20 protein-coding genes are annotated in these 23,709 nt (G+C 69.3%); 13 read left to right on the top strand and 7 right to left on the bottom strand.

Features of this window, described 5'->3' with window-relative positions; translation table 11 throughout:
* Entirely contained in the window at positions 1–1,407 is a 1,407-nt protein-coding gene (sufB, locus tag ACZ6DT_RS06500; protein ID WP_465590546.1) for a Fe-S cluster assembly protein SufB, read from the bottom strand.
* A 38-nt stretch (positions 1,408–1,445) separates the two neighbouring features.
* Positions 1,446–2,246 carry a helix-turn-helix transcriptional regulator gene (locus ACZ6DT_RS06495; protein WP_465589602.1) on the bottom strand — a complete coding sequence of 267 codons (801 nt, stop codon included), beginning with the start codon at positions 2,244–2,246 and terminating at the stop codon, positions 1,446–1,448.
* A gap of 211 nt (positions 2,247–2,457) precedes the next feature.
* Between ACZ6DT_RS06495 and mptB the strand changes: the two genes are divergently transcribed.
* The 5 genes from mptB (at position 2,458) to ACZ6DT_RS06470 (ending at position 7,883) form a co-directional block, all read left to right on the top strand.
* Positions 2,458–4,044: a polyprenol phosphomannose-dependent alpha 1,6 mannosyltransferase MptB gene (mptB, locus tag ACZ6DT_RS06490; RefSeq protein ID WP_465590543.1), complete on the top strand. Its 1,587-nt coding sequence runs from the start codon at positions 2,458–2,460 to the stop codon at positions 4,042–4,044.
* A gap of 19 nt (positions 4,045–4,063) precedes the next feature.
* Positions 4,064–4,990, top strand: coding sequence for an ABC transporter ATP-binding protein (locus ACZ6DT_RS06485; RefSeq protein WP_465589599.1), 927 nt, complete (start codon positions 4,064–4,066; stop codon positions 4,988–4,990).
* Positions 4,987–5,787, top strand: coding sequence for an ABC transporter permease (locus tag ACZ6DT_RS06480; RefSeq protein ID WP_465589596.1), 801 nt, complete (start codon positions 4,987–4,989; stop codon positions 5,785–5,787). Before ACZ6DT_RS06485 ends, ACZ6DT_RS06480 begins: the two co-directional genes overlap by 4 nt.
* Before the next feature lie 64 nt (positions 5,788–5,851).
* Entirely contained in the window at positions 5,852–6,820 is a 969-nt protein-coding gene (locus ACZ6DT_RS06475) for a COX15/CtaA family protein (RefSeq protein ID WP_465589594.1), read from the top strand.
* A gap of 115 nt (positions 6,821–6,935) precedes the next feature.
* Positions 6,936–7,883, top strand: a complete 948-nt coding sequence (locus tag ACZ6DT_RS06470; RefSeq protein WP_465589591.1) for an acyl-CoA desaturase — start codon at positions 6,936–6,938, stop codon at positions 7,881–7,883.
* A gap of 119 nt (positions 7,884–8,002) precedes the next feature.
* On the opposite strand, the gene ACZ6DT_RS06465 is transcribed toward ACZ6DT_RS06470, so the two are convergent.
* Together ACZ6DT_RS06465 and ACZ6DT_RS06460 are read right to left on the bottom strand one after the other, a co-directional pair.
* Positions 8,003–8,869 (bottom strand): ATP-grasp domain-containing protein, encoded by an 867-nt coding sequence (locus tag ACZ6DT_RS06465; RefSeq protein WP_465589588.1) that lies wholly within the window; start codon positions 8,867–8,869, stop codon positions 8,003–8,005.
* Positions 8,866–9,174, bottom strand: a complete 309-nt coding sequence (locus ACZ6DT_RS06460; protein ID WP_037344035.1) for a hypothetical protein — start codon at positions 9,172–9,174, stop codon at positions 8,866–8,868. Before ACZ6DT_RS06460 ends, ACZ6DT_RS06465 begins: the two co-directional genes overlap by 4 nt.
* Before the next feature lie 95 nt (positions 9,175–9,269).
* Here ACZ6DT_RS06460 and ACZ6DT_RS06455 point away from each other — a divergent pair, with 95 nt between their 5' ends.
* Together ACZ6DT_RS06455 and ACZ6DT_RS06450 are read left to right on the top strand one after the other, a co-directional pair.
* Positions 9,270–10,241 carry a quinone oxidoreductase family protein gene (locus ACZ6DT_RS06455; RefSeq protein WP_465589585.1) on the top strand — a complete coding sequence of 324 codons (972 nt, stop codon included), beginning with the start codon at positions 9,270–9,272 and terminating at the stop codon, positions 10,239–10,241.
* Positions 10,238–10,777 carry a GNAT family N-acetyltransferase gene (locus ACZ6DT_RS06450; RefSeq protein WP_465589582.1) on the top strand — a complete coding sequence of 180 codons (540 nt, stop codon included), beginning with the start codon at positions 10,238–10,240 and terminating at the stop codon, positions 10,775–10,777. The genes ACZ6DT_RS06455 and ACZ6DT_RS06450 overlap by 4 nt, the downstream gene beginning before the upstream one ends.
* A gap of 337 nt (positions 10,778–11,114) precedes the next feature.
* Here ACZ6DT_RS06450 and ACZ6DT_RS06445 read toward each other — a convergent pair whose 3' ends face one another.
* From ACZ6DT_RS06445 to ACZ6DT_RS06435, 3 genes are all read right to left on the bottom strand, one after another.
* Positions 11,115–11,687, bottom strand: coding sequence for an FKBP-type peptidyl-prolyl cis-trans isomerase (locus tag ACZ6DT_RS06445; protein ID WP_465589579.1), 573 nt, complete (start codon positions 11,685–11,687; stop codon positions 11,115–11,117).
* 10 nt (positions 11,688–11,697) lie between these two features.
* Complete coding sequence (locus ACZ6DT_RS06440; RefSeq protein ID WP_465589576.1) at positions 11,698–13,953, bottom strand: HelD family protein; 2,256 nt, start codon at positions 13,951–13,953, stop codon at positions 11,698–11,700.
* A gap of 167 nt (positions 13,954–14,120) precedes the next feature.
* Complete coding sequence (locus ACZ6DT_RS06435) at positions 14,121–15,134, bottom strand: heme o synthase (RefSeq protein WP_465589573.1); 1,014 nt, start codon at positions 15,132–15,134, stop codon at positions 14,121–14,123.
* A gap of 299 nt (positions 15,135–15,433) precedes the next feature.
* On the opposite strand from ACZ6DT_RS06435, the gene tkt reads away from it, so the two are divergent.
* The 6 genes from tkt to pgl are packed head-to-tail and all read left to right on the top strand — an operon-like array spanning position 15,434 to position 23,599.
* The gene (gene tkt, locus ACZ6DT_RS06430; protein ID WP_465589570.1) at positions 15,434–17,536 is read left to right on the top strand and encodes a transketolase; all 2,103 of its coding nucleotides are present in this window, start codon (positions 15,434–15,436) and stop codon (positions 17,534–17,536) included.
* A gap of 15 nt (positions 17,537–17,551) precedes the next feature.
* Positions 17,552–18,664, top strand: a complete 1,113-nt coding sequence (gene tal, locus ACZ6DT_RS06425) for a transaldolase (RefSeq protein WP_465589567.1) — start codon at positions 17,552–17,554, stop codon at positions 18,662–18,664.
* 9 nt (positions 18,665–18,673) lie between these two features.
* Positions 18,674–20,308 carry a glucose-6-phosphate isomerase gene (locus ACZ6DT_RS06420; protein ID WP_465589564.1) on the top strand — a complete coding sequence of 545 codons (1,635 nt, stop codon included), beginning with the start codon at positions 18,674–18,676 and terminating at the stop codon, positions 20,306–20,308.
* A complete protein-coding gene (gene zwf / locus ACZ6DT_RS06415; protein ID WP_465589561.1) occupies positions 20,305–21,834 on the top strand; it encodes a glucose-6-phosphate dehydrogenase in 1,530 nt (509 codons plus the stop codon). Before ACZ6DT_RS06420 ends, zwf begins: the two co-directional genes overlap by 4 nt.
* A complete protein-coding gene (gene opcA / locus ACZ6DT_RS06410; protein ID WP_465589558.1) occupies positions 21,831–22,847 on the top strand; it encodes a glucose-6-phosphate dehydrogenase assembly protein OpcA in 1,017 nt (338 codons plus the stop codon). Before zwf ends, opcA begins: the two co-directional genes overlap by 4 nt.
* Positions 22,844–23,599, top strand: coding sequence for a 6-phosphogluconolactonase (gene pgl / locus ACZ6DT_RS06405; RefSeq protein ID WP_465589556.1), 756 nt, complete (start codon positions 22,844–22,846; stop codon positions 23,597–23,599). Before opcA ends, pgl begins: the two co-directional genes overlap by 4 nt.
* Positions 23,600–23,709: the final 110 nt, after the last annotated feature.

Below are 23,709 nucleotides of genomic sequence, written 5' to 3'. Positions count from 1 at the left end.
CTAGCCGACGGACCCTTCCATCTGAAGCTCGATCAGGCGGTTCAGCTCGAGCGCGTACTCCATCGGCAGCTCACGCGCGATGGGCTCGACGAACCCGCGCACGATCATCGCCATGGCCTCGGCCTCGTCGAGACCGCGCGACATGAGGTAGAACATCTGCTCTTCGCTGACCTTCGAGACGGTCGCCTCGTGGCCCATGGAGACCTCGTCGTTGCGGATGTCGACGTACGGGTACGTGTCCGACCGCGAGATCGTGTCGACCAGCAGCGCGTCACAGACCACGCTGGACCGCGAGTGGTGCGCCCGCTTGGCGACCTTGACCAGGCCGCGGTAGGAGGTGCGGCCACCGCCGCGCGCCACCGACTTCGACACGATGGTCGAGGAGGTGTGCGGCGCCAGGTGCTCCATCTTCGCGCCGGCGTCCTGGTGCTGGCCCTCGCCCGCGAACGCGACCGAGAGGACCTCACCCTTGGCGTGCTCGCCCATGAGGAACACGGACGGGTACTTCATCGTGACCTTGGAACCGATGTTGCCGTCGATCCACTCCATGGTCGCGCCCTCTTCGCACTTGGCGCGCTTGGTGACCAGGTTGTAGACGTTGTTCGACCAGTTCTGGATGGTCGTGTACCGGCAGCGGGCGCCCTTCTTCACGATGATCTCCACGACCGCCGAGTGCAGCGAGTCCGACTGGTAGATCGGCGCGGTGCAACCCTCGACGTAGTGCACGTAGGCGTCTTCGTCGACGATGATCAGGGTCCGCTCGAACTGACCCATGTTCTCGGTGTTGATCCGGAAGTAGGCCTGCAGCGGGATGTCCACCTTGACGCCCTTGGGCACGTAGATGAACGAACCGCCCGACCATACCGAGGTGTTCAGCGCGGAGAACTTGTTGTCCCCGGCCGGGATCACGGAGCCGAAGTACTCCTTGAAGAGCTCCGGATGCTCCTTGAGCGCGGTGTCGGTGTCCAGGAACAGGACACCTTGCGCTTCCAGATCCTCGCGGATCGAGTGGTAGACGACCTCGGACTCGTACTGCGCGGCGACACCGGCGACGAGGCGCTGCTTCTCCGCCTCGGGGATGCCCAGCCGGTCGTACGTGTTCTTGATGTCCTCGGGCAGGTCTTCCCAGGAAGTCGCCTGCTTCTCACTGGACCGCACGAAGTACTTGATGTTGTCGAAGTCGATCCCGGAGAGGTCCGCACCCCAGTTGGGCATCGGCTTCAAGTCGAAGAGCTTGAGCGCCTTCAGTCGCGCTTCGCGCATCCACTCCGGCTCGGACTTCTTCGAGGAGATGTCGATGACGACATCCTCGTTCAGTCCTCGACGGGCCGTTGAGCCCGCCTCGTCGGAGTCCGCCCAGCCGAACGCGTACTTGCCAAGGGACTCGATGGTCTCTTCTTGGCTCATGGGCGCGGTGGTGGGAGTGCGCTGCTCGGCAGCGGCAGTCATGCGGGTTTCCCTCCATTCGGGATCCGTGCTGTGCGCCCAGGGGAGGGCGCCGTACTTCCCGGCCCAGGTGTGGCCGGGTGACCCGCCGAAACGACGGGTACGTGGGTGGTGCACACGTTGTCACCGCGTGCGATGGTCGCCAGCCGCTGGACGTGGGTACCCAGAAGTTCCGCGAAAGCCTCTGTCTCGGCTTCGCACAACTGGGGGAACTCAGCGGCGACGTGGGCGACGGGGCAATGGTGCTGGCAGAGCTGTTCACCGACACCGACCTGACGGGTCGACGCAGCGTAACCCTCCCTGGTCAACGCCGCAGCGAGAGCCTCGGCGCGAGCGGCGGGGTCCGCGTGCTGGGTGATCGCGTCCTGATGCGGGCCGACCAGCGAGGCGACCCGAGCCTCCGCGAAGGCCTTCACGGCGTTTTCCCCGGCGTGGTCGGCGAGGAAGCGAATGGCCGAGGACGCCAGGTCGTCGTAGGCGTGCCCGAACCGGGCCCGGCCGGCTTCGGTGAGCAGGAAGTTCTTGGCGGGACGGCCTCGTCCGCGGGGGCCGCGGCGGGGCGCGTCCCGGGTTTCGGCCTCGCCGTCGGCGAGCAGCGCGTCGAGATGACGGCGGACGGCGGCGGCGCTGATCCCCAGCTGCTCGGCCACCACGACGGCGGTCATCGGACCCTGTTCCAGCAGCAAACGGGCCACTTCGTGCCTGGTCCGCCCCTCGGGGCCGACCTGTACGGGGACAGGCTGGACCTCGGCGCGGGGCATGTCGCCACCGGCCTCGTCCCGCGTCCCCGTCTTTTTCACAACACAAGTGTGACGTATTTCCGGAGAGACGGCAAAGAGGGGTGCCTCACGGAGTGGCGTGGGTCACTTCAGCCGGTGATCTTCCTGGGGGAACCACGTACCCGCTCGGTCTGTTCCCGCCGGTCGCTACCCTTCCTCCGTGGCAGTGGGCGATCACCCGGCGCGGCGGGACAAGGACGGGGCAGAGCCGGAAGACCCGGCGGCGGGTTCGGTGGCGACGCTCACCCCCGGGCACCCGCGCGAACCGGAGCCGCTGGACGACAAGGAACTGCGCGGCCTGAACGTGGTCCGCCGGTTCGGCGCGGTCGGTTCCCTCTTCCTCGCTCTCGGCTCGCTCGGCGCGGGCGCCGCGCCGGTGATCAACCCGGTGCAGGAGATCCCGGTCCTGCGGCTGTTCACCCGCATCCCGATGGTCTCGCTCGCGATGGGCCTGGCTGGGATGGCGATCATCGTGCTGAGCTGGCTGCTGCTCGGCCGGTTCGCCCAGCCCGCGCGCCGCCGCCTCGCCACTCAGGGCCAGCTCGCCCGCACCATCGCGCTCTGGTGCGCGCCGCTGCTGGTCATCCCGCCGCTGTTCTCCCGCGACGTCTACAGCTATCTCGCGCAGAGCGAGATCGTCGCCCGCGGGATGGACCCGTACTCCCTCGGCCCGGCCGAAGCGCTCGGCGTCTCCGACCCGCTGACCTCGGGCGTCTCCAACATGTGGCGGGAGACCCCGGCGCCCTACGGCCCGCTGTTGCTGCGGCTCGGCGGCTGGCTCGCCCCGCTGAGCAGCGGCAACATCGTCACCGGGGTGCTGTTGCAGCGCGGGCTCGCGCTGATCGGCGTCGTCCTGATCATCTGGGCGCTGCCCCGGCTGGCCCGGCGGTTCGGCGTGCAGCCCGCCACCGCGCTGTGGCTCGGCGCGGCGAACCCGCTGTTGATCTTCCACTTCGTCGCGGGCGCCCACAACGACGCGCTGGCGATCGGGCTCATGGTGGCCGGGCTGGAGGTCGGTCTCCAGCGGATGCCGGTGCGGTTCAAGCACGACGCGCCTCCCCCGCTGGCCAAGGGTGAGCTGCTCTACATCGGGCTCGGGGTGGCGCTCATCACCCTCGGCGTCGCGGTGAAGATCAACGCGATCCTGGCGCTGCCGTTCTTCACCGTGATGGTGGCCAGACGCCGGCACGGCCGGATCAAGGACCTGGTCACCGCCGCGGTACCCATGGCGCTGCTGTTCGGGGTGGTGCTGGTGGCGGTCTGCTACGGCACCGGCCTCGGTTTCGGCTGGGTCGGCGCGCTCGGGACGCCGGGACTGGTCCGCTCGTGGATCTCCCCGACGTCGGAACTCGCCGCGCTCGGCGGCGTCCTCGGCATCGCCCTCGGCCTCGGCAACCACACCAACGCGATGGTGCCGATCCTCGGCACGCTCGGCTATGTCGTCGCGGGTGCGGTGACGCTCAAATTCCTTTGGGACAGCTTCAAATGGCGCTACCGGCCGATCATCGGTCTCGGTGTCTCGCTGGGCGCGGTGATGGTGCTGCACGTCGCGCTCCAGCCCTGGTACCTGTTGTGGGCGATCATCCCGCTCGCCGCGGCGGCCGGGACCTCACGGTTCCGCATCGCGGCGACGATCGTCACCGCCGTCCTGCCGTTCTTGCTGCCGACGACGGGAAGCACCTTCGAGGGCCGCGGCTTCGTCCTGCCGTTCGCGTGGGCCGCCGCCGGGGTCGTCACGCTACTGGGGCTGTTCATCGTCCACCGCCTCTCCCCACTGCTGCTGTCCAGACCGTCCCCGGAGCATCCGGTCCCGGCGTGAGGCCGTATCGTGACCTGTCGTGAACACCCCCGCCGTCGAGATCACCGGGCTGGTGAAACGCTACGGATCCACCACCGCCGTCGATGGACTCGACCTGCGGATGGAACGTGGCACGCTGCTCGCGCTGCTCGGCCCGAACGGGGCCGGCAAGACCACCACCGTCGAGATCTGCGAAGGCTTCCTGCGGCCTGACGAAGGCGAAGTCCGCGTGCTGGGGATGAGCCCGGCACGAGAGGGCTCGGCGCTGCGGCCGCGGATCGGCGTGATGCCCCAGGGCGGCGGCGCGTATCCAGGCGTCCGCGCCGACGAGATGCTCGGACTGGTCGCCGCGTGTGCGGCCAACCCGCTCGAACCCGCCTGGCTGCTGGATGTCCTCGGTCTTTCGGGAGCAAGGAAGACGCCGTTCAAACGGCTCTCCGGCGGGCAGCAGCAACGGCTCTCGCTCGCCTGCGCCCTCGTCGGCCGCCCGGAACTGCTCTTCCTCGACGAGCCGACGGCGGGGATGGACCCGCAGGCCCGCCGCCTGGTCTGGGACCTGCTCGGAGCATTGCGCGCCGACGGCGTCAGCGTGCTGCTCACCACGCATCTGATGGAAGAGGCCGAAACGCTGGCCGACACCGTGGTGATCGTGGATCACGGCAAGGTCGTCGTCGAAGGCTCCCCGCAGTCGCTGACCGTCGAGACCGGCGAGACGGCGCAGCTGCGCTTCAAGGCCCGCACGCGGCTCGACACCGCGCTGCTGACCGCGGCGCTGCCCGAGGGGCACCTCGTCCACGAGTCCGCGCCGGGGACCTACCTCGTCGAGGGCGCGATCGACCCGCAGGTGGTGTCGACGGTGACGGCGTGGTGCGCCCAGCAGGGTGTCATGCCGGAGGAACTGCAGGTCGGCAGGCGCACGCTGGAAGAGGTCTTCCTGGAGCTGACCGGACGGGAACTGCGCGCATGACCACCACGCCCACGCCGCGGTTCGCCGCGGGCACGTTCACCCCGGCCCCCGGTCGCGGTTCGCTCGGCAAGATGCTGCGCACGCACGCGAAGGTCGAGGCGAGCCTGACCCTGCGTCACGGCGAGCAGATCCTGCTGACCCTGCTCATCCCGCTCGCGTTGCTGATCGGCCTGTCGCTGCTGGACATCCTGCCGGCGGCTCAACTCGGCGATTCGTCCAAAGTGGACTGGATCACGCCGAGGATCCTGGCGCTCGCGGTGATGTCGTCCGCGTTCACCGGACAGGCCATCGCACTCGGCTTCGACCGCCGCTACGGCGTCCTCAAACGGCTTTCCGCCACCGCGCTGCCCCGCTGGCTGCTCGTGGCGGGCCGGGTGGCCGCCGCGCTGGTCGTGGTCGCGCTCCAGGCGGTGATCCTCGGCGTCGTGGCCGCGCTGCTGGGCTGGTCGCCGTCGCCGGGCGGACTCCTCGGCGCGATCCCGTTCCTGCTTGTCGGCACCCTCGCGTTCGGCGCGCTGGGCCTGTTGCTCGGCGGGGCACTGCGCGCGGAGGCCGTGCTGGCGCTGGCGAACATCGTCTGGTTCGTGCTGCTGCTCGCGGGCGGCATCCTGCTGGCGCCTTCGACGATGCCGTCCGGGGTCGCGTGGATCGTCGAACTGCTGCCCTCGGGCGCGCTCGCCGAAGGCCTGCGGTCGGTGCTGGTGGACGGTTCGTTCGACTGGGGCCCGTTCGCGATCCTCCTCGGCTGGGGCGTCGTCGCGGGTGCGCTGGCGAGCAAGACCACGAAGCTCACCTGAGGCGCCTGACACAGCGAGTCCGGCCGGTGGAACGCTCTCAGGAACGGCGTTCTAGCATCGGACGGTGCCGTTCCAGAGCCTTGTAGCGCGTCTGCCGTATCCCTCGTCCGCGGTCCAGCGAGCGGTCGCGATGGCGGCGGTGATCGCCCAGGCCGGAATCGGCGTCACCGGCTCGGTCGTCCGGGTCACGGGTTCGGGCCTCGGTTGCCCGACCTGGCCGCAGTGCGTCGAAGGCAGCATCGTGCCCGAGCCGCATCCTGAGTTCGACGCGCTCAACCAGTGGATCGAGTTCGGCAACCGGATGCTGACCGGTGTCGTCATCGCCGTCGCCGCGCTGTGCGTGATCACCGCGTGGCGCGTGCGGATCGAGCACCCGAGCCGCAGTCGTCTGGTGAAGCTGGCCTGGACGATGCCCGCCGGCGTGCTGCTGCAGGCCGTCGTCGGCGGGATCACCGTGCTCGCCAAACTCGAATGGTGGACCGTCGCGCTCCACTTCCTGGCCTCCACTCCCCTGGTCTGGCTCGCGGTGCTGCTGCTGCGGGCGTTCAAGGAGGGTGACGAGCCCGCCCGCTGGCTGATCCCGGACGCGGGCCGCAAGACGCTGATCGCGCTCGCCGTGTCGATGTGGGCCGTCCTGGTGGCCGGCACCACCGTGACCGGTGCCGGCCCGCACGGCGGCGACCCCGGCACTCACCGGCTCCAGGCCCCGATCGAGACGCTCACCCAGGTGCACGGCGGACTGCTGGTGGTCTACCTGATCGTGCTGGCCGTCTTCGGGCTCCAATTGATGCGTGGCGAGACGCCGAAGCAGCTGTGGCGGCGCTACACCGTCGTGTGGGTGGTCGCGCTCGCCCAGGGTGTCCTGGGTTCGGTGCAATACGCCCTGGGCGTGCCGGAGGCGCTGGTGTCGTTCCACGTCCTCGGCTCCGCGCTGGTGATCATTTCGACGGCGGCCCTGTGGTGCGGCTCACGTGATCGTGGTCCGGTGTTGGTTTCCCCCGCCGCTGACCGGGAACTCGCCATTTCGAACTGACCCCCTGGCAAACCGGACGTAACCCCCGGGCGGCGTGCTCGCCAGACGCTGCCCTTACGCTGCGTTTCGGTGCCCCGCACGGGGGTTCACCACCAGTCGAGGCACGAGGTGTCGTATGACCGCCAGCACCGAGCCGGACGCACCGGCCAGTCCGTCCAAACCCCTGATCTCCCACCGGCGAGGCTCCGGGGAGATGCTGATCCTCAAGACCTTCCTGCTGGTCCCGTTCGTCGCACTGCTCGCCGCGGTGCCGATCGTGTGGGGCTGGGGCATGACCTGGGTCGATCTCGCGCTGGCGGCCGTGTTCTACACCATCGGGACGCTCGGTGTGACCGTCGGCTACCACCGCTACTTCACCCACGGCGCCTTCAAGGCCGGACGGCCCCTCCGGATCGCGCTCGCCATCGCCGGGAGTTTCGCGGTGCAGGGGTCGGTCATCTTCTGGGTGGCCAGCCACCGCCGCCACCACGCCTTCGCCGACCGCGAAGGCGACCCGCACTCCCCCTGGCTGTTCGGGACGTCGCCTTCCGCGCTGCTGCGCGGCTTCTGGCACGCGCATATGGGCTGGATGTTCAGCCGTGAAGTGACCAACTACGACCGGTTCGCGCCGGACCTGGTGGCCGACAAGGATCTTCGCGTGGTGAACCGCTACTTCTGGCTGTGGATCACGCTGAGCCTCGCGCTGCCCGCGGTGCTCGGCGGGCTGATCAGCTGGTCATGGTGGGGTGCGGTGACCGGGTTCTTCTGGGCAGGGCTGGTCCGGATCGCGTTCCTGCACCACGTCACCTGGTCGGTGAACTCGATCTGCCACATGGTCGGCGAGCGTCCGTTCGCCAGCCGCGACAAGGCGGCGAACTTCTGGCCGCTGGCGATCCTGTCCATGGGCGAGTCATGGCACAACTCCCACCACGCCGACCCGACCTGTGCGCGGCACGGTGTCCTGCGCGGGCAGGTCGACGTGTCGGCGCGGGTGATCTGGCTGTTCGAGAAGTTCGGCTGGGCACACGACGTACGGTGGCCGAAGCCGGAGCGCTTGGCCGCCAAACTCGTCAAACCCGCCTGACGCCCCTCGCGTTTCGTCCTCTGAAGGCGACTGCTGCCCTCGCGTACGGATGCTATGAACGGACCGTTCCTTGCAAATTTTGCAAGGAACGGTCCGTTCATAGCGTCTTGAGACGCGGGTCAGGCGAGTTGCTGGCGGACAGCCGACGCGAAACGCCAAGCGGCGGTGGGGTCGGCCTGCCGGAAGCCGAGCGAAGGCTCGACGAGCTCCAGTTCCAGCAGCAACGGCCTGCCGTCCGGCCCGGCGACGAGGTCGACGCGGGCGTAGAGCAGCTCCGCGCGCAAGATGCCCAACAGCGCCGCTGTCGCGTCCAGAGCGTCTTCGGCCAGTGCGCGGAAGTCCGCGGCCGGCTGCACGGGCGCGAGCTTCTCCGTCACGTACAGGCCGGATTCGTCGAGCTCACGGCCCAGCATCGCGGCCTTCGAGAACGCGTGCGAGTACACGCCGCCGAAGTACACCAGCGCGATCTCGCCCTCACTGTCCACACTGGACTGATACGGCTGGAGCAGCACGGTGTTCCCGTCGGCTTGCAGCCCGGCGAGATGAGCGGCGGCCGCGTCACCGGCCGTGAACCGGCCGGCTCCCCGCGAGCCGGCACCGACGGCGGGCTTCAGCACGAACTCGCCCTTGGGCCAGCGCGGGGCCTGGCCGTCCGGCGCGATCAGGGTCGTCGGCACGACCGCGACCCCGGTGTCGCCGAGTTCGGCCAGATAGGACTTGTCGGTGTTCCACCGCACGACTTCGGCCGAGTTGGCCAGCGTGGGCACGGATTCGGTCCAGGACAGGAACTCGTCGCGGCGCTCGGCGTAATCCCAGGTGGCGCGCAGCACGACGATGTCCGCCGCGCCGAAGTCGACGGTCGTGTCGTCCCAGGCGGCCCAGCGGGTCTTGAAACCGAGGTCGGCCAGCGCCTCGGGAACGGCGTGCTCGTCGCCGTCGCCCTCCGGCAGCCCGGAACAGGCGACGAAGATCGCGGATCCGTTCACTTCCCCGCCATCCGGCGGCGGTGCTCGGCGCCGATCTTGGTGGCCTTCACGGTCTCGCTGTCCCATTCGGCGGGCTCGAGGTCCTCGACGGCCTCGACGAGCGCCTCGCCTGCCTCCACGGAGGCGACGACGACGTCGCCGAGCGCGCCGTCGGCGCCCACGAGCACGACCCTGGCGCCGATCCGGCCGATGTTCTCCACCACCGCGCGTGACGGCTTCCCGTGCCGCTTCACGAAGTCACGGGCGGCCGCGACCTGGCGCGACGTGGGGGCGGCGGTTTCGGTCTTCTCTTCGGTCTCAGCCACGGCCAGAGCTTAACCGCGAAAGGCCCGGGACGCGGAATAACCGTGGCCTCGGCCATAGTTGTCCCGGTCGGAACGACCTTGAACGAGGAGGATGTATGCCCACGGCAGTGCAGATCCGGCGAACCGGCGGTCCCGAAGTCCTTGAGCTGGCGCAAGTCGAGGTCGGCGAACCCGGAGCCGGGGAACTGCTCGTGGACGTCGCGGCGGCGGGCGTCAACTACATCGACACCTATCACCGCGAGGGCGTCTACCCGGTCGACACGCCGTTCGTCCTGGGCATGGAGGGTGCCGGCACGGTGGCCGCGGTCGGCGCGGACGTGACCGGTTTCGCCGTCGGCGACCGGGTCGCCTGGCAGGGTTCGCTCGGCAGCTACGCCCAGCGCCGTCTGCTCCCCGCCACGATCGCGGTGAAGATCCCCGACGGCGTGACCGAGGAGATCGCCGCCGCCACGATGCTCCAGGGCATCACGGCGCACGCGCTGATCGCCTCGACCTACGAGGTCAAGGCCGGTGACGACGTGCTGATCCACGCCGCCGCGGGCGGGATGGGCCTGCTGCTCGTCCAGCTGGCCAAGGCGCGCGGGGCCCGCGTGATCGGCACCGTCTCCACCGACGAGAAGGCCGAACTCGCCAAGCAGGCGGGCGCGGACGACGTCATCCGCTACGACCGGGTCGACTTCGCGAAGGCCACCCGCGACCTCACCGGCGGCAAGGGCGTCGACGTGGTCTACGACGGCGTCGGGAAGTCCACTGTGGACGGCAGCCTGGCGAGCCTGAAGATCCGCGGCCTGCTCGCCCTCTACGGCGCGGCCAGCGGCCCGGTGCCGCCGATCGACCCGCAACTGCTCAACCGCAGCGGCTCGGTGTATCTGACCCGACCGACCTCCGCGCATTACGTGCTCACCCGCGAGGAACTGGAGTGGCGGGTGAACGAACTGTTCGCCGCCGTTCAGGACGGCTCGCTGAACATCCGGATCGGCGGCCGCTACCCGTTGGGAGACGCCCGTCAGGCACACGAAGACCTCCAGGGGCGCCGCACCACCGGCAAGCTCCTGCTGATCCCGTGACGGTGCTCTGGCCGGAGGAGGTCCGGCTCGAAGGCGATGGACTCGTCCTGCGGGAGTGGACCGAAGACGACGTCGCGTTCATGCCCGGTCTGTTCGACGACCCCGCCGTCGCGCGGTTCACCCCCTTGGCCTCACCGTTCGACGACGTGGCGGCGAAGGCCCACTACGCGAAGTGCGTCGCCCGCCGCGCGGAAGGCAAGGGACTCCGGCTCGCCATCACGGCCGACGGTGGCGCGCCGCTCGGTGAAGTGGTGCTGATGCTGCCGGGAGAACCCTCGGACCCGGTCGAACTCGGCTACATGGTCGGGCGCGTCCACCGCGGCCACGATCTCGCGGCGCGGTCTCTCCAGGTGCTCACCGCGTACGCGCTGCAGCTCGGACTCAGCCCGCTTCGGCTGCGGATCGACGCTCGGAACGCGGCGAGCGAGGCCGTCGCCCGCCGCGCCGGCTACGTCCCCGCCGACCTGCCGCCCAAGGTCGAGGTCGAGAAGGGCGTCGAGATCACCCTGCTCACCTGGGAGTACGCCGACTCCTGAGTCAGAGCCGAGGAGGCCTTCACACCTTGCCCAGGTACATGAAGGCCCCCTTCTTGTACCTAGGCGCAAGGAAGGGGGCCTTCATGTACTCGGGCGGGAGGGTCACCACTCACGAAACCGAGCGCATCCAGACCCCCGCAGCCGGAACTCGTCCTGTTCCGCGTGCTCGACGGTCAGCTCGACCTCATCGCCCACGTGAAGCCGCCGGAACTCATTGGGACGGACGCGGTCACCATCGAGTAATGGACCCAGATCGGATCGGCGAAGTCGGCCGACTCCACGACTCCCCAACCGTTATCGACCAGCCACGAACGGACCCGCCCGTCCGAGGTCCCCATCAACCGTTGGCGGCCGGGACGCTCACCGCGTCGGTGACGAACACCAGGGTCTCGTTCGGCTCGATGCCGTTGTCACCCTGGCCGTAACCGAGATCCGGCGGAATGATCAGCAGCCGCCGCGCGCCCTGCTTGATCCCGTCCAGGCCCTGGTCCCAACCCTTGATGACCATGCCGGCGCCGAGCGTCAGGTCGAACGGCTCGCCCCGGTCGAAGGAGCTGTCCAGCTTCTGCTTGTTGGACCAGGTGACCAGCGAATAGTTCATCTTCAGTTTCGCGCCTGCCTTGGCGCCCTCACCGGTGCCGGGCTCGAGATCCTTGGTGATGAGCTTCTTCGGCGGGTCGCAGTCGTCCGGGATGGTGATGGTCGGTGCCTCCCCGAACTTCCCGGTGGTCTTGACGTCCTCCGCCGTGCATTCCTTGCCCTTCGGGGCGGCCGGAGCCGAAGACGACGCCGACGCGGGGGCCGCGCCGGAGGACGGCTGGGCGGAACCTGCGGTGTTCTGTTTCTCGCCACAGGCCGCCAGGGCGAGGACGCCCGCGCCGATGACCACGATCTTGCCGAATGTGCGCATGCGGCCGACCTTAGCCAAGACCCTCCAGCGCCGGAACAAGGTCACCGGTCTGCACTACGCCCATCCGACGGGTCGCCCTGGTCAGGGCCACATAAAGATCGTTGAGCCCGCGCGGCGAATCGGCGACGACCTCGTCCGGCGCGATCAGCACCACGGAGTCGAACTCGAGGCCCTTCGCCCGGTCCACCGCCATCACCGACACCCGGTCCCCCGCCTCACCGAGCGCCTCGGAAACGGGACCGACCCGGGCGGCGGGGCACAGCACGGCGACCGTCCCGCCGTCCACAGCGGACAGTTCGGCGTCGACGATCCCCGGTAGTTCGGTGCCGAACTCCGACGGCTCCACGGAACGCAGCCACGGCTCGAATCCCGTCTCCCGCACCGAAACCGGCGCTTCGAGCGCCGGGTTGACTTCGGCGAGCACCCGGGACGCGACGGCCATGATCTCGGCCGGGGTCCGGTAGTTCACCGTCAGCTCTTCGAGCCGCCAGCGGTCGGCGACGTAGGGCGAGAGCACCTCGCCCCAGGACCGCGCGCCGCCGGAAGCGCCGGTCTGCGCGACGTCACCGACCAGCGTCATCGACCGGTTCGGGGACCGGCGCATCAGCAGCCGCCAGTCCATCGCGGTCAGCTCCTGCGCCTCGTCGACGATCACGTGCCCGAAGGTCCAGGTCCGGTCCTGCGCGGCCCGTTGCGCCGCGGTCATCTCGCTGCGACGCTGCTGACGTTCGGCGAACAGTTCGGCGTCGAGCACGTCGCCCACCCGCAGCAGCTCCTCGTCGACGATCTCCTCGTCCTGCTCGAGGATGTCGAGCACGCCTTCCGCGTAGGCGCGGTCTTCCCGTTCGCGGCGAGCGCGCTCGACGCGGGCTTCGGTGTCATCCTCGCCGAGCAGCTCGGCGAGCTCGTCGAGCAATGGCACGTCCGACGGGCTCCACGCCGCGTCCGTCGGGCTGTAGAGATGCTCACGATCGGTTTCGGACAAGGCTTTGCCGGCTGCTCTGCGCAACCGTTCGCGGTCGGCGAACAGCTCGTCGAGCACGATCTCGGGGGTGAGCGTCGGCCACAGCCCGTCGATCGCGGCGGCCACGTTCTTGTCGGCGGCGACCTCGGCCCGGATGTCCTGGACGTCCCGCGCGTCGAGCAGGTCCTCCCCCAGTTTGCGGGCGGCCTGGCGGGTCAGCGCGTCGAGGAGGTCCGAGGCGAAGATCCGCCGGGCGAGGTTGTGCGGACGGCGCGAGCGGCGGGCCCGCGTCCGCGCCTCGGTGCAGGTCTTGCGGTCGAGCATCAGGATCTCGCGCTCGAACTCGATCTCCAGCACCGGTTCCGGCACACGCTGACGGTCGCGGACGGCGTTGGCGAGCACGTCGGCCATCACCGCACGGCCCTTGACCTCGGCGGCCTCGCGCGTGACCGGCCCGGTGGCGTCCAGACCCGGGTACAGCCGCCCGATCGTGGCCAGCAGCACGCCGGTCTCCCCCAGCGACGGCAGGACCTGCCCGATGTAGCGGAGGAACGTGCTGTTCGGCCCGACCACGAGCACGCCGCGCGTGGTGAGCTGCTGCCGGTGGGTGTAGAGCAGATACGCGGCACGGTGCAGCGCGACCGCGGTCTTGCCGGTGCCCGGCCCGCCCTGGACCACGAGAACGCCGTTGGGTGTCGCGCGGATGATGCGGTCCTGTTCGGCCTGGATGGTGGCGACGATGTCGCTCATCTCACCGGTGCGACGGCGTTCGAGCGCGGCCAGCAGCGCCGCCTCTCCCGCGAGACCGAGGTCCTGCCCCTGGTCCGCGGCGGAGAGATCGAGGATTTCGTCGTCGACGCCGACGACCTTCCGGCTCAGCGACCGGATGTGCCGCCTCCGGCGGACACCTTCGGGTGAGGCGGCGGTCGCCAGATAGAACGGCCGCGCGACCGGCGCGCGCCAGTCGACGAGCAGCGGGCGGTAGTCGTCGTCCTCGTCGAAGAGCCCGAGCCGCCCGATGTAGGTGGTCTCCTCCGCGTGCTCGGGGAGGAAGTCGAGGCGGCCGAAGCACAGGCCCTGCTCGACGGAGCTCAGCTGGGACAGCCTGTCGGTGTACAGCGTTGTGGCGACGTCGCGTTCGGTGCGTGCCTGCGGGGTGCCGCCGGTCTGGCGCAGGGTCTGGTCGAGCCTGCGCTGAGCGTCGGCGCGTTCGACGTCGAGCTTGCGGTAAAGGGTGGTGACGTACTCCTGCTCGAGCGCGACGTCCTGCTCGAGCGCGTCGAGTTCCCGGTCCGGGGACACGGACAAAAGCAGCCTGCTTTCGAGAGGTGGGACAGGGGCCGATGGGATTACAACGGCGCCCGCCATCATCTCATTCCCGCACGGTGCGGCCCCAGAACGCGTTTAGTCCTCTGGATGCGGTAGTTGCGTACAACAACTATCGCATCCAGAGGACTGAACGCGAGGAGTCAGAAGGGCAGGCCGATGACCGGGAGGCCGATGGCCGAGTCGACGGCCAGCGCGACGAACACGATCATCAGGTACGTGTTCGACCGGTGGAACAGCGACATCGGCTTGGTCTCCTCGCCGCGCCGCACCGCCGCGTTCAGGCTGTGCGCGTAGAAGAGGAACCAGCCGCCCGCGAGCAACGCGAACGTGGTGTAGATCCAGCTCGTCACCGGGACCAGCAGCAGCGTCCAGGTGACCATCACCCACGAATAGATGACGATCTGCCGCGCCACGTGCTGCGGGGTGGCGACCACCGGCAGCATCGGCACGCCGGCGCGCTCGTAGTCGTCGCGGTACTTCATGCCCAGCGCCCAGGTGTGCGGCGGGGTCCAGAAGAAGATGACGCCGAACATCACGAACGCGGGCCACTCGACGGTGCCGGTGACGGCAGCCCAGCCGATGATGACCGGCATGCAGCCCGCCGCACCGCCCCAGACCACGTTCTGTGACGTACGCCGCTTCAGCACCAGCGTGTAGACGAAGATGTAGAACAGGATCGTCGCGACGGCGAGGATCGCCGAAAGCAGGTTCACCGTGAAATAGAGCACGACGGCCGACAGGACGCCGAGCGCGAGACCGAAAATGAGCGCGCCGCGCCGGGGCACCGATTCCTTCACCAGCGGACGGCGCTTGGTGCGGTTCATCACCTTGTCGATGTCCGCGTCGATGACGCAGTTCAAGGCGTTGGCGCTGCCGGCGGCCATGGTGCCGCCCACGAGCGTCGCGAGCACCAGCCACGGCGACGGGATCTCCCGGCCCGCCAGGAACATCGCGGGAATCGTGGTGACCAGGAGGAGCTCGATCACCCTGGGCTTCGCGAGGGCGGCGTACGCGCCGACGACCTGGCGGATTGTTCGCCGGCCACCGTGCGGTCCGTGCCCATGGCTCGGGCCCGCAAGCGACCCTCGCGCACCGGTCGGATGTACGGCGCTGGTGCTGTCACTGCGTCCGTGCGCAGCGTTCACCAACGACATTTCACTCCCTGCGTCAGTTTTCGGGGCGGGCCCACCAGGCTTCCGGGTGATGTGGCGGCCCCGGATCCGGAGTGTTCTGAACCCTTCCCCGATGTTAGACGTGCTGTTTCCAGAGGGTGATCGCGGGTCCTCGACCGGCTGAACCATTAGGCTGGCCGCGGTAGCTCGCGGCGTGCCCCTGCGAACGGCCCGGACCAGGAATATCGTCCCTTCCGGATCGATTGAGATTAATAGCGGTACACGTGGGTTACCCACGAGGGAAGAGAAGCCACAACCTGATGACGGGGAGTTCGAGTTCAGTGTCCGAAACCGCCTCTACCAGCGAGAAGAACCCACTCCTCCGGCGCAACGTGCCCGCCGACTGGACCGACCTCGACACGCGGGCCGTCGACACCGTGCGGGTGCTCGCCGCGGACGCGGTCGAGAACTGCGGCAGCGGTCACCCCGGAACCGCGATGAGCCTGGCGCCGCTCGCGTACACGCTTTTCCAGCGGACGCTGCGTCATGACCCGTCGGACCCCGAGTGGCCCGCGCGTGACCGCTTCATCCTCTCCGCCGGTCACTCGAGCCTCACCCTCTACATCCAGCTGTACCTCGCCGGGTCCGGCCTGGAGCTGGAAGATCTGAAGCAGTTGCGCAAGTGGGACTCGAAGACCCCGGGTCACCCGGAGTACCGCCACACCAAGGGCGTCGAGACCACCACCGGCCCGCTGGGCCAGGGTCTGGCCAACGGGGTCGGCATGGCGATGGCGGCCCGCCGCGAGCGCGGCCTGCTGGACCCGGACGCCCCGCAGGGCGAGAGCATCTTCGACCACTACGTCTACGTCATCGCTTCCGACGGTGACATCGAAGAGGGCGTCACCGCCGAGGCCTCCTCGATCGCCGGCCGTCAGGAGCTGGGCAACCTCATCGTCTTCTGGGACGACAACGAGATCTCGATCGAGGACGACACCAAGATCGCGTTGTCCGAGGACGTCGTTAAGCGCTACGAGGCCTACGGGTGGCACACCCAGGTCGTCGAGGGTGGCGAGGACGTCGTCGCGATCGAAGAGGCCATCAAGGCCGCGAAGGCCGAGACCGGGCGCCCGTCGTTCATCGCGCTGAAGACCGTCATCGGATACCCGGCGCCGAAGAAGATGGGCACCGGCAAGGCCCACGGTGCCGCGCTCGGCGCCGAAGAGGTCGCCGCGGTGAAGGAGATCCTCGGTTTCGACCCGGAACAGACCTTCCAGGTCGACGACGAGGTCATCGCGCACACCCGCCAGGCCGTCGACCGCGGCAAGACCGCCCGCGCCGAATGGCAGGAGAAGTTCGAGGCGTGGGGCACCGCCAACCCGGAGCGCAAGAAGATCGCGGACCGGATGTCGACCCGCACGCTGCCCGAGGGTTTCGCGGACAACCTGCCGACGTGGGAGCCGGACGCCAAGGGCATCGCGACCCGCAAGGCCTCCGGTGAGGTGCTCAACGCGCTCGCCGAGCCGCTTCCCGAGCTGTGGGGCGGTTCCGCGGACCTCGCGGAGAGCAACAACACCACCATGAAGGGGGCCGACTCGTTCGGCCCGGAGAAGGCTTCCACCGACATGTGGAAGACCAGCCCGTACGGCCGGACGCTGCACTTCGGCATCCGCGAGCACGCGATGGGCTCGATCCTCAACGGCATCGCGCTGCACGGCGGCACCCGTCCCTACGGCGCGACGTTCCTGATCTTCTCCGACTACATGCGCCCGCCCGTGCGGCTGGCCGCGCTGATGAAGGCGCCGGTCACCTACGTGTGGACGCACGACTCGATCGGCCTGGGTGAGGACGGCCCCACCCACCAGCCGATCGAGCAGCTCTCCGCCCTGCGCGCCATCCCCGGCCTCAACGTCGTCCGCCCGGCGGACGCCAACGAGACCGCGTACGCGTGGAAGGCCGTCCTGGAGGACGTCCACCACCCGTCGGGCCTCGCGCTGACCCGGCAGAACGTGCCGGTGCTGGAGGGCACCAGCGCCGAGGGCGTCAAGCGGGGCGGTTACGTCCTCGCCGAGGCGTCCAACGGCAGCCCCGAGGTCGTGCTGATCGCGACCGGCTCCGAGGTCCAGCTGGCCGTCGAGGCCCGCAAGACCCTCGAGGCCGACGGCATCCCGGCGAGCGTCGTCTCGATGCCGTGTGTCGAGTGGTTCGACGCGCAGGACAAGTCCTACCAGGACTCCGTCCTTCCGCCGTCGGTCAAGGCACGAGTCTCCGTCGAAGCCGGTATCGCCCAGTCGTGGCACCGCTTCACCGGTGACGCCGGGGAGAACGTTTCGATCGAGCACTTCGGTGCTTCGGCCGACGCCGCCACGCTGTTCCGCGAGTTCGGTTTCACCGCGGAAGCCGTCGTCGACGCCGCCCGTCGCTCGATCGCCAACACCAAGAACTGAAATGAAGGGGAAAGCATGAGCAACGACAAGCTCGCTCAGCTGTCCGAGGCAGGCGTCTCGATCTGGCTCGACGACCTGTCCCGTGAGCGCCTGAACACCGGCAACCTCGCCGACCTGATCCGCGACAAGCACGTCGTGGGCGTGACCACCAACCCGACGATCTTCGCCAACGCGATGTCGAAGGGCGAGGCCTACGACGAGCAGACCCGCGAGCTCGCCGCCCGCGGCGCCGACGTCGAGGCCACCATCCGCGAGCTCACCACCACCGACGTGCGCAACGCCGCGGACCTTTTCCGCGACGTCTACACGGCCACGAACGGGGTCGACGGCCGGGTGTCCATCGAGGTGGACCCGCGGCTGGCCAAGGACTCCGACAAGACGGCGGCCGAGGCGCAGGATCTGTGGAAGGCCGTGGACCGGCCGAACGTGCTGATCAAGATCCCGGCCACCGAGGAAGGTCTCCCGGCCATCACCAAGACCCTGGCCGAAGGCATCAGCGTCAACGTCACGCTGATCTTCTCGGTCGAGCGGTACCGGGCGGTCATCGAGGCCTACTTCGCCGGGCTCGAGCAGGCCAAGGCCAACGGCCACGACCTCAAGGGCATCCACTCGGTCGCGTCGTTCTTCGTGTCCCGTGTGGACACCGAAATCGACAAGCGCCTCGACGCCATCGGCACCGACGAGGCCAAGGCGCTGCGCGGTGAAGCCGCTCTCGCCAACGCGCGGCTCGCGTACGCGGCGTTCGAGGAGCTGTTCGCTTCGGACCGCTGGAAGAAGCTCGCCGAGGCGGGCGCGAACGCGCAGCGTCCGCTCTGGGCCTCCACCGGCGTGAAGGACCCCGAGTACTCCGACACCCGCTACGTGGACCAGCTCGTCGTCAAGGACACGGTCAACACGATGCCGGAGAAGACCCTCGACGCGGCCGCGGACCACGCTGAGGTCACCGGTGACACGGTGACCGGCAAGGGCGCCGACGCGCAGGCCGTCTTCGACAAGCTGAGCGCTGTCGGCATGGACATCACCGACGTCTTCCTCACCCTCGAGAACGAGGGCGTCGAGAAGTTCGAGAAGTCCTGGGTGGAGCTTCTCGAGACCGTCACCGGGCAGCTCGAAAAAGCAAAGGACTGATCACCGACCATGGCAGGGGTAACGACCGGCGTCGAAATCGTCGACACCGCCCTGGCCGGCGAAGCCGCTCCGTTCGCGGAGCGGCTCGTCGCCGATCAGGTCGCATCGAAACTGGCGTCCCAGGACGCCACACTGTGGGGTCCCGAAGCCGAGTCCGAAGCGTCGATCCGTCTCTCGTGGACGACGCTGCACAAGTCCTCGCGGCCGTTGATCGGCGAAATCGAGGCACTGCGGACCGACCTGCGCTCGGAGGGCGTCGATCGCGTCGTCCTCGCGGGCATGGGCGGTTCGTCGCTGGCCCCCGAGGTCATCGTAGCGACCGAAGCAGACAAAATCGGACACAGCGCGCTGACCGTCCTCGACACCACCGACCCTGGCCAGGTCGCCGACGCACTCGCCGGTGATCTGGAACGCACGGTCATCGTCGTGTCGTCGAAGTCCGGCGGCACCGTCGAGACCGACAGCCACCGGCGGATCTTCGCGAAGGCCTTCGCCGACGCGGGCATCGACGCGGCCCGGCGGATCGTGGTCGTCACCGACCCCGGCTCGCCGTTCGCGGAACTGTCCGAAAAGGAGGGTTACCGCAAGGTCTTCCTCGCCGACCCGAACGTCGGCGGCCGCTACTCGGCGCTGACCGCGTTCGGGCTCGTCCCGGCCGGGCTCGCCGGCGCGGACGTCGCCCGCCTGCTCGACCAGGCCGCTTCGGTGGCCGAGGAACTGGCCGCGGACTCCGTGGACAACCCCGCGGTCACACTCGCGGCGGCGTGGGTCGCGGCACACGAAAAGGGCGCCGAGAAGGTCGTCATCGGTGATACGGGTTCCGGTATCAAGGGTTTCGCCGACTGGGCGGAGCAGCTGATCGCCGAGTCCACCGGCAAGCAGGGCACCGGTCTCCTGCCGGTCGCCGTCGAGGGTCCGGACTCCCCCGGCTTCGCCGACGCCGACGCCGACGCCACCCCGGTGGCGGTCGGACCGGCGGAAGGCGCCGCGAAGATCTCCGTGACCGGCTCGCTCGGCGCGCAGTTCCTGCTGTGGGAGTTCGCCACCGCGCTCGCGGGGCGGCTGCTCGGGATCAACCCGTTCGACCAGCCCGACGTCGAGGCCGCGAAAAAGGCCGCGCGTTCCCTTCTGGACAACCCGGACGCGCTCAAGGGCGGCGAGAAGCCGTCCACTGTGGACGGCGCGGTCCAGGTGTTCGGCTCGGATGGGGTGGCCACCGACGGAAAGCTCGCGGACATCCTGCGGGCTTTCTTCGATTCCGCCCCGGAAAACGGCTACATCGCGGTGCAGGCGTATCTCGATCGTCTCGATGACGCGTCGACCGCGATCCTGCGCGGCGAGATCGCCAAGCGCACCGGCCGCCAGACCACCTTCGGGTGGGGGCCGCGGTTCCTGCACTCGACCGGGCAGTACCACAAGGGCGGGCACCAGAACGGTGTCTTCCTGCAGATCACCGGCGCCGTCGAAGACGATCTCGACGTTCCGGACCGGCCGTACACGCTCGGAGTGCTCCAGCACGCGCAGGCACTCGGCGACGGCCAGGTGCTCGCGGAGCACGGCCGCCCGGTCTTACGCTTGCACCTCACCGACCGGGCCGCCGGCCTGGCCGAACTGGTCCGCGCGGTACAGGAGGCCGGCGAGTGACACGTGCCTGGAACAACCCGCTGCGCGACCCGCGCGACAAGCGGCTGCCGCGGATCGCCGGGCCGTCCAGCCTGGTGATCTTCGGCGTCACCGGTGACCTCGCCCGCAAGAAGCTGATGCCGGCGATCTACGACCTCGCCCACCGCGGGCTGCTGCCCGCCGGGTTCTCGCTGGTCGGTTTCGCTCGCCGGGATTGGGAACACCAGGACTTCGGCGAGCTCGTGCACGATTCGGTCAAGGAGCACGCGCGGACGCCGTTCAAGGAGTCGGTGTGGAACCGGCTCGCCGAAGGCATCCGGTTCGTCCAGGGCACCTTCGACGACGACGACGCCTTCGACAGGCTCGCGCAGACGGTCAAGGATCTCGACGCCGAGCGTGGCACCGGGGGCAACACCGCGTTCTACCTGTCGATCCCGCCGAGCGCGTTCCCGGTGGTGACCAAACAGCTCGCCCGCTCCGGCCTCGCCGAGGCGAGCGAAGACACCTGGCGCCGCGTCGTCATCGAGAAGCCCTTCGGCCGCGATCTCAAGAGCGCCAAGGAACTCAACGGGATCGTGAACGACGTCTTCCCCGAGGAGTCGGTGTTCCGCATCGACCACTACCTCGGCAAGGAGACGGTGCAGAACCTGCTGGCGCTGCGGTTCGCGAACCAGCTGTTCGAGCCGATCTGGAACGCCAATTACGTCGACCACGTGCAGATCACCATGGCCGAGGACATCGGCCTCGGCGGCCGCGCGGGGTACTACGACGGCATCGGCGCCGCACGCGACGTCATCCAGAACCACCTGTTGCAGCTCCTCGCGCTGACCGCGATGGAGGAGCCGGTCTCGTTCGCCCCCCGCACTCTCCGCGCGGAAAAGGTCAAGGTGCTCTCGGCGACCAAGCCGCTGGCGCCGTTCGACGAGACCACCGCGCGCGGACAGTACGCGGGCGGCTGGCAGGGCGGCATGAAGGTGCCGGGTCTGCTGCAGGAAGGCGGTTTCGCGAAGGACTCGACGACCGAGACCTACGCCGCGGTGACGCTGGAGGTGCAGAACCGCCGCTGGGCGGGGGTGCCGTTCTACCTGCGCACCGGCAAGCGGCTGGGCCGCCGGGTCACCGAGATCGCCGTGGTGTTCAAGCGGGCACCGCACCTGCCGTTCGACTCCACCTCGACCGAGGAACTGGGCCAGAACGCGCTGGTGATCCGGGTGCAGCCCGACGAGGGCATCACGCTGCGGTTCGGTTCGAAGGTGCCGGGGACCACGATGGAGGTCCGCGACGTCACCATGGACTTCGGCTACGGGCACGCGTTCACCGAGTCGTCGCCGGAGGCCTACGAACGGCTCATCCTGGACGTGCTGCTCGGCGAACCGTCACTGTTCCCGGTGAACGAAGAGGTCGAGCTGTCCTGGGAGATCCTGGACCCGATCCTCGACCACTGGGCCAAGAAGGGCGCGCCCGAGGCGTACCCGCCCGGTTCGTGGGGGCCGCCGTCCGCGGACGAAATGCTGGAACGTACCGGCCGGAACTGGAGGCGTCCGTGATCATCGACCTGCCGTCGACCACGACGTCGCAGCTGAACAAGAAACTCGTCGAGATCCGCGAACAAGGCGGGCAGGTGGCGCTCGGCCGCGTGTTGACGCTGGTCATCGTGGCGGACGACGACGACAGGCTCGAAGAGGCGATCGAGGCCGCCAACGAAGCCAGCCGGGAACACCCCTCGCGGGTGATCGTGGTGGCCAAGGGCGCGCGGACCGCGGCGCCGCGGATCGACGGCCAGATCCGGGTCGGCGGCGACGCCGGCGCGAGTGAGGTCATCGTCCTGCGGCTCTACGGTCCGCTGGCCTCGCAGGGCCAGAGCGCGGTCGTGCCGCTGCTGCTGCCGGACGCGCCGATCGTCACCTGGTGGCCGGGCACCGGTCCGAAGGCCCCGGCCAAGGACCCGCTCGGCGAGCTGGCGCAACGCCGGATCACCGACTCGGCGGCGGAAAAGGCGCCCATAAGGGCACTCACCACCCGGGCGAAGTCCTATGTGGAGGGCGACACCGACCTGGCGTGGACCCGGCTGACCAGCTGGCGCGCGCAGCTGGTGTCCGCTTTGGACCTTCCGCCGCATGAGAAGGTCACCGGCGCGACCGTGACCGGTGAGGCCGACTCGCCCTCGACCGAGCTGCTCGCCGGCTGGCTGGCCGAGTACCTCAAGGTGCCGGTGAAGCGGGTCAAGAGCAGCGGTGCCGCGGGCATCATCTCGGTGACGCTGGACCGGCGGTCCGGCCCGGTGGAACTGCGCCGGCCGGACGGACGGGTCGGCATGCTGACCCAGCCGGGCCAGCCGACGCGCCGCATCGCCCTGCAGCGGCGGAACAACAAGGACTGCCTGATCGAGGAGCTGCGGCGGCTCGACCCGGACGAGGTCTACGAGGCTTCGCTCCACGGGCTCGGCAAGATTTCGTCGGGCACGGCGGTCAAGGCGGTTCCGGCGAAAAAGGCGGCTCCGGTGAAGAAAGCCGCCCCTGCCACGGACGCCAAGCCCACGACCGCGAAGAGCGCCTCATGAGCAAGACCGAGGTCGTCGTCTACGAGAACCCGGACCTCCTGGCCGCCGCCGCGGCGGCCAGGCTGGTCACCCGGATCGTCGACGTTCAGGCCGCCAAGGGCTCCGCTTCGGTGGTGCTCACCGGCGGCGGTACCGGGATCGCGATCCTGCGGGAACTGCGCGACTCCAGTGCCCGTGACGCCATCGACTGGTCGCGTCTGGACCTCTACTGGGGCGACGAACGTTTCGTGCCGGCGGACTCGGACGACCGCAACGAGAAGCAGGCCCGCGAGGCGCTGCTCGACCACGTCCCTCTCGACCCGAAGCGGGTGCACGCCATGGCGCCCTCGGACGGCGAGTTCGGCGACGACGTCGACGCGGCGGCCGCGGCCTATGCCGAGGTGCTGGCGGCCAACGACGCGGCGTTCGACATCATGCTGCTGGGCCTCGGTGGCGAGGGGCACACCGCCTCGATCTTCCCCGAGAGCCCAGCGGTGTACGAGAAGGAACGCTCGGTCGTCGCGGTGCGGGACTGCCCGAAGCCGCCGCCGACCCGGATCTCGCTGACCCTGCCCGCGATCCGTCGCGCGCGGGACATCTGGCTGGTCACCGGCGGCGACGCCAAGGCGGACGCCGTCGCCCAGGCGCTGGCCGGTGCGGACGAGGTCCAGATCCCGGTGGCGGGAGCCCGCGGCAGCCGTCGCACGCTCTGGCTGCTGGACCGGGGTTCCGCCTCGAAGCTGACGAAGGTCTACCAGACGCCTACGGGCTGACGCTTTCGCGGGGGGGGGGGCCCCCCCCCTCGGCGCAGCAAAAGAAAGGGGGAGTCCCCCACCTCCGTAGGTGGGGGGGTGGGGGGGGGGGTGGGCCCGTGGGAAACCCC

Source organism: Amycolatopsis sp. NPDC041971 (genome assembly GCF_055588925.1).
This window is presented reverse-complemented; position numbering and strand designations above follow the sequence as displayed.

Excerpts from the sequence above, each read along its gene's own strand:
- sufB (WP_465590546.1), bottom strand. The coding sequence starts at position 1,407 with ATGAGCCAAGAAGAGACCATCGAGTCCCTTGGCAAGTACGCGTTCGGC.
- ACZ6DT_RS06480 (WP_465589596.1), top strand. The coding sequence starts at position 4,987 with ATGACCACCACGCCCACGCCGCGGTTCGCCGCGGGCACGTTCACCCCG.
- ACZ6DT_RS06470 (WP_465589591.1), top strand. The coding sequence starts at position 6,936 with ATGACCGCCAGCACCGAGCCGGACGCACCGGCCAGTCCGTCCAAACCC.
- ACZ6DT_RS06455 (WP_465589585.1), top strand. The coding sequence starts at position 9,270 with ATGCCCACGGCAGTGCAGATCCGGCGAACCGGCGGTCCCGAAGTCCTT.
- ACZ6DT_RS06445 (WP_465589579.1), bottom strand. The coding sequence starts at position 11,687 with ATGCGCACATTCGGCAAGATCGTGGTCATCGGCGCGGGCGTCCTCGCC.
- ACZ6DT_RS06435 (WP_465589573.1), bottom strand. The coding sequence starts at position 15,134 with ATGTCGTTGGTGAACGCTGCGCACGGACGCAGTGACAGCACCAGCGCC.
- tal (WP_465589567.1), top strand. The coding sequence starts at position 17,552 with ATGAGCAACGACAAGCTCGCTCAGCTGTCCGAGGCAGGCGTCTCGATC.
- ACZ6DT_RS06420 (WP_465589564.1), top strand. The coding sequence starts at position 18,674 with ATGGCAGGGGTAACGACCGGCGTCGAAATCGTCGACACCGCCCTGGCC.
- pgl (WP_465589556.1), top strand. The coding sequence starts at position 22,844 with ATGAGCAAGACCGAGGTCGTCGTCTACGAGAACCCGGACCTCCTGGCC.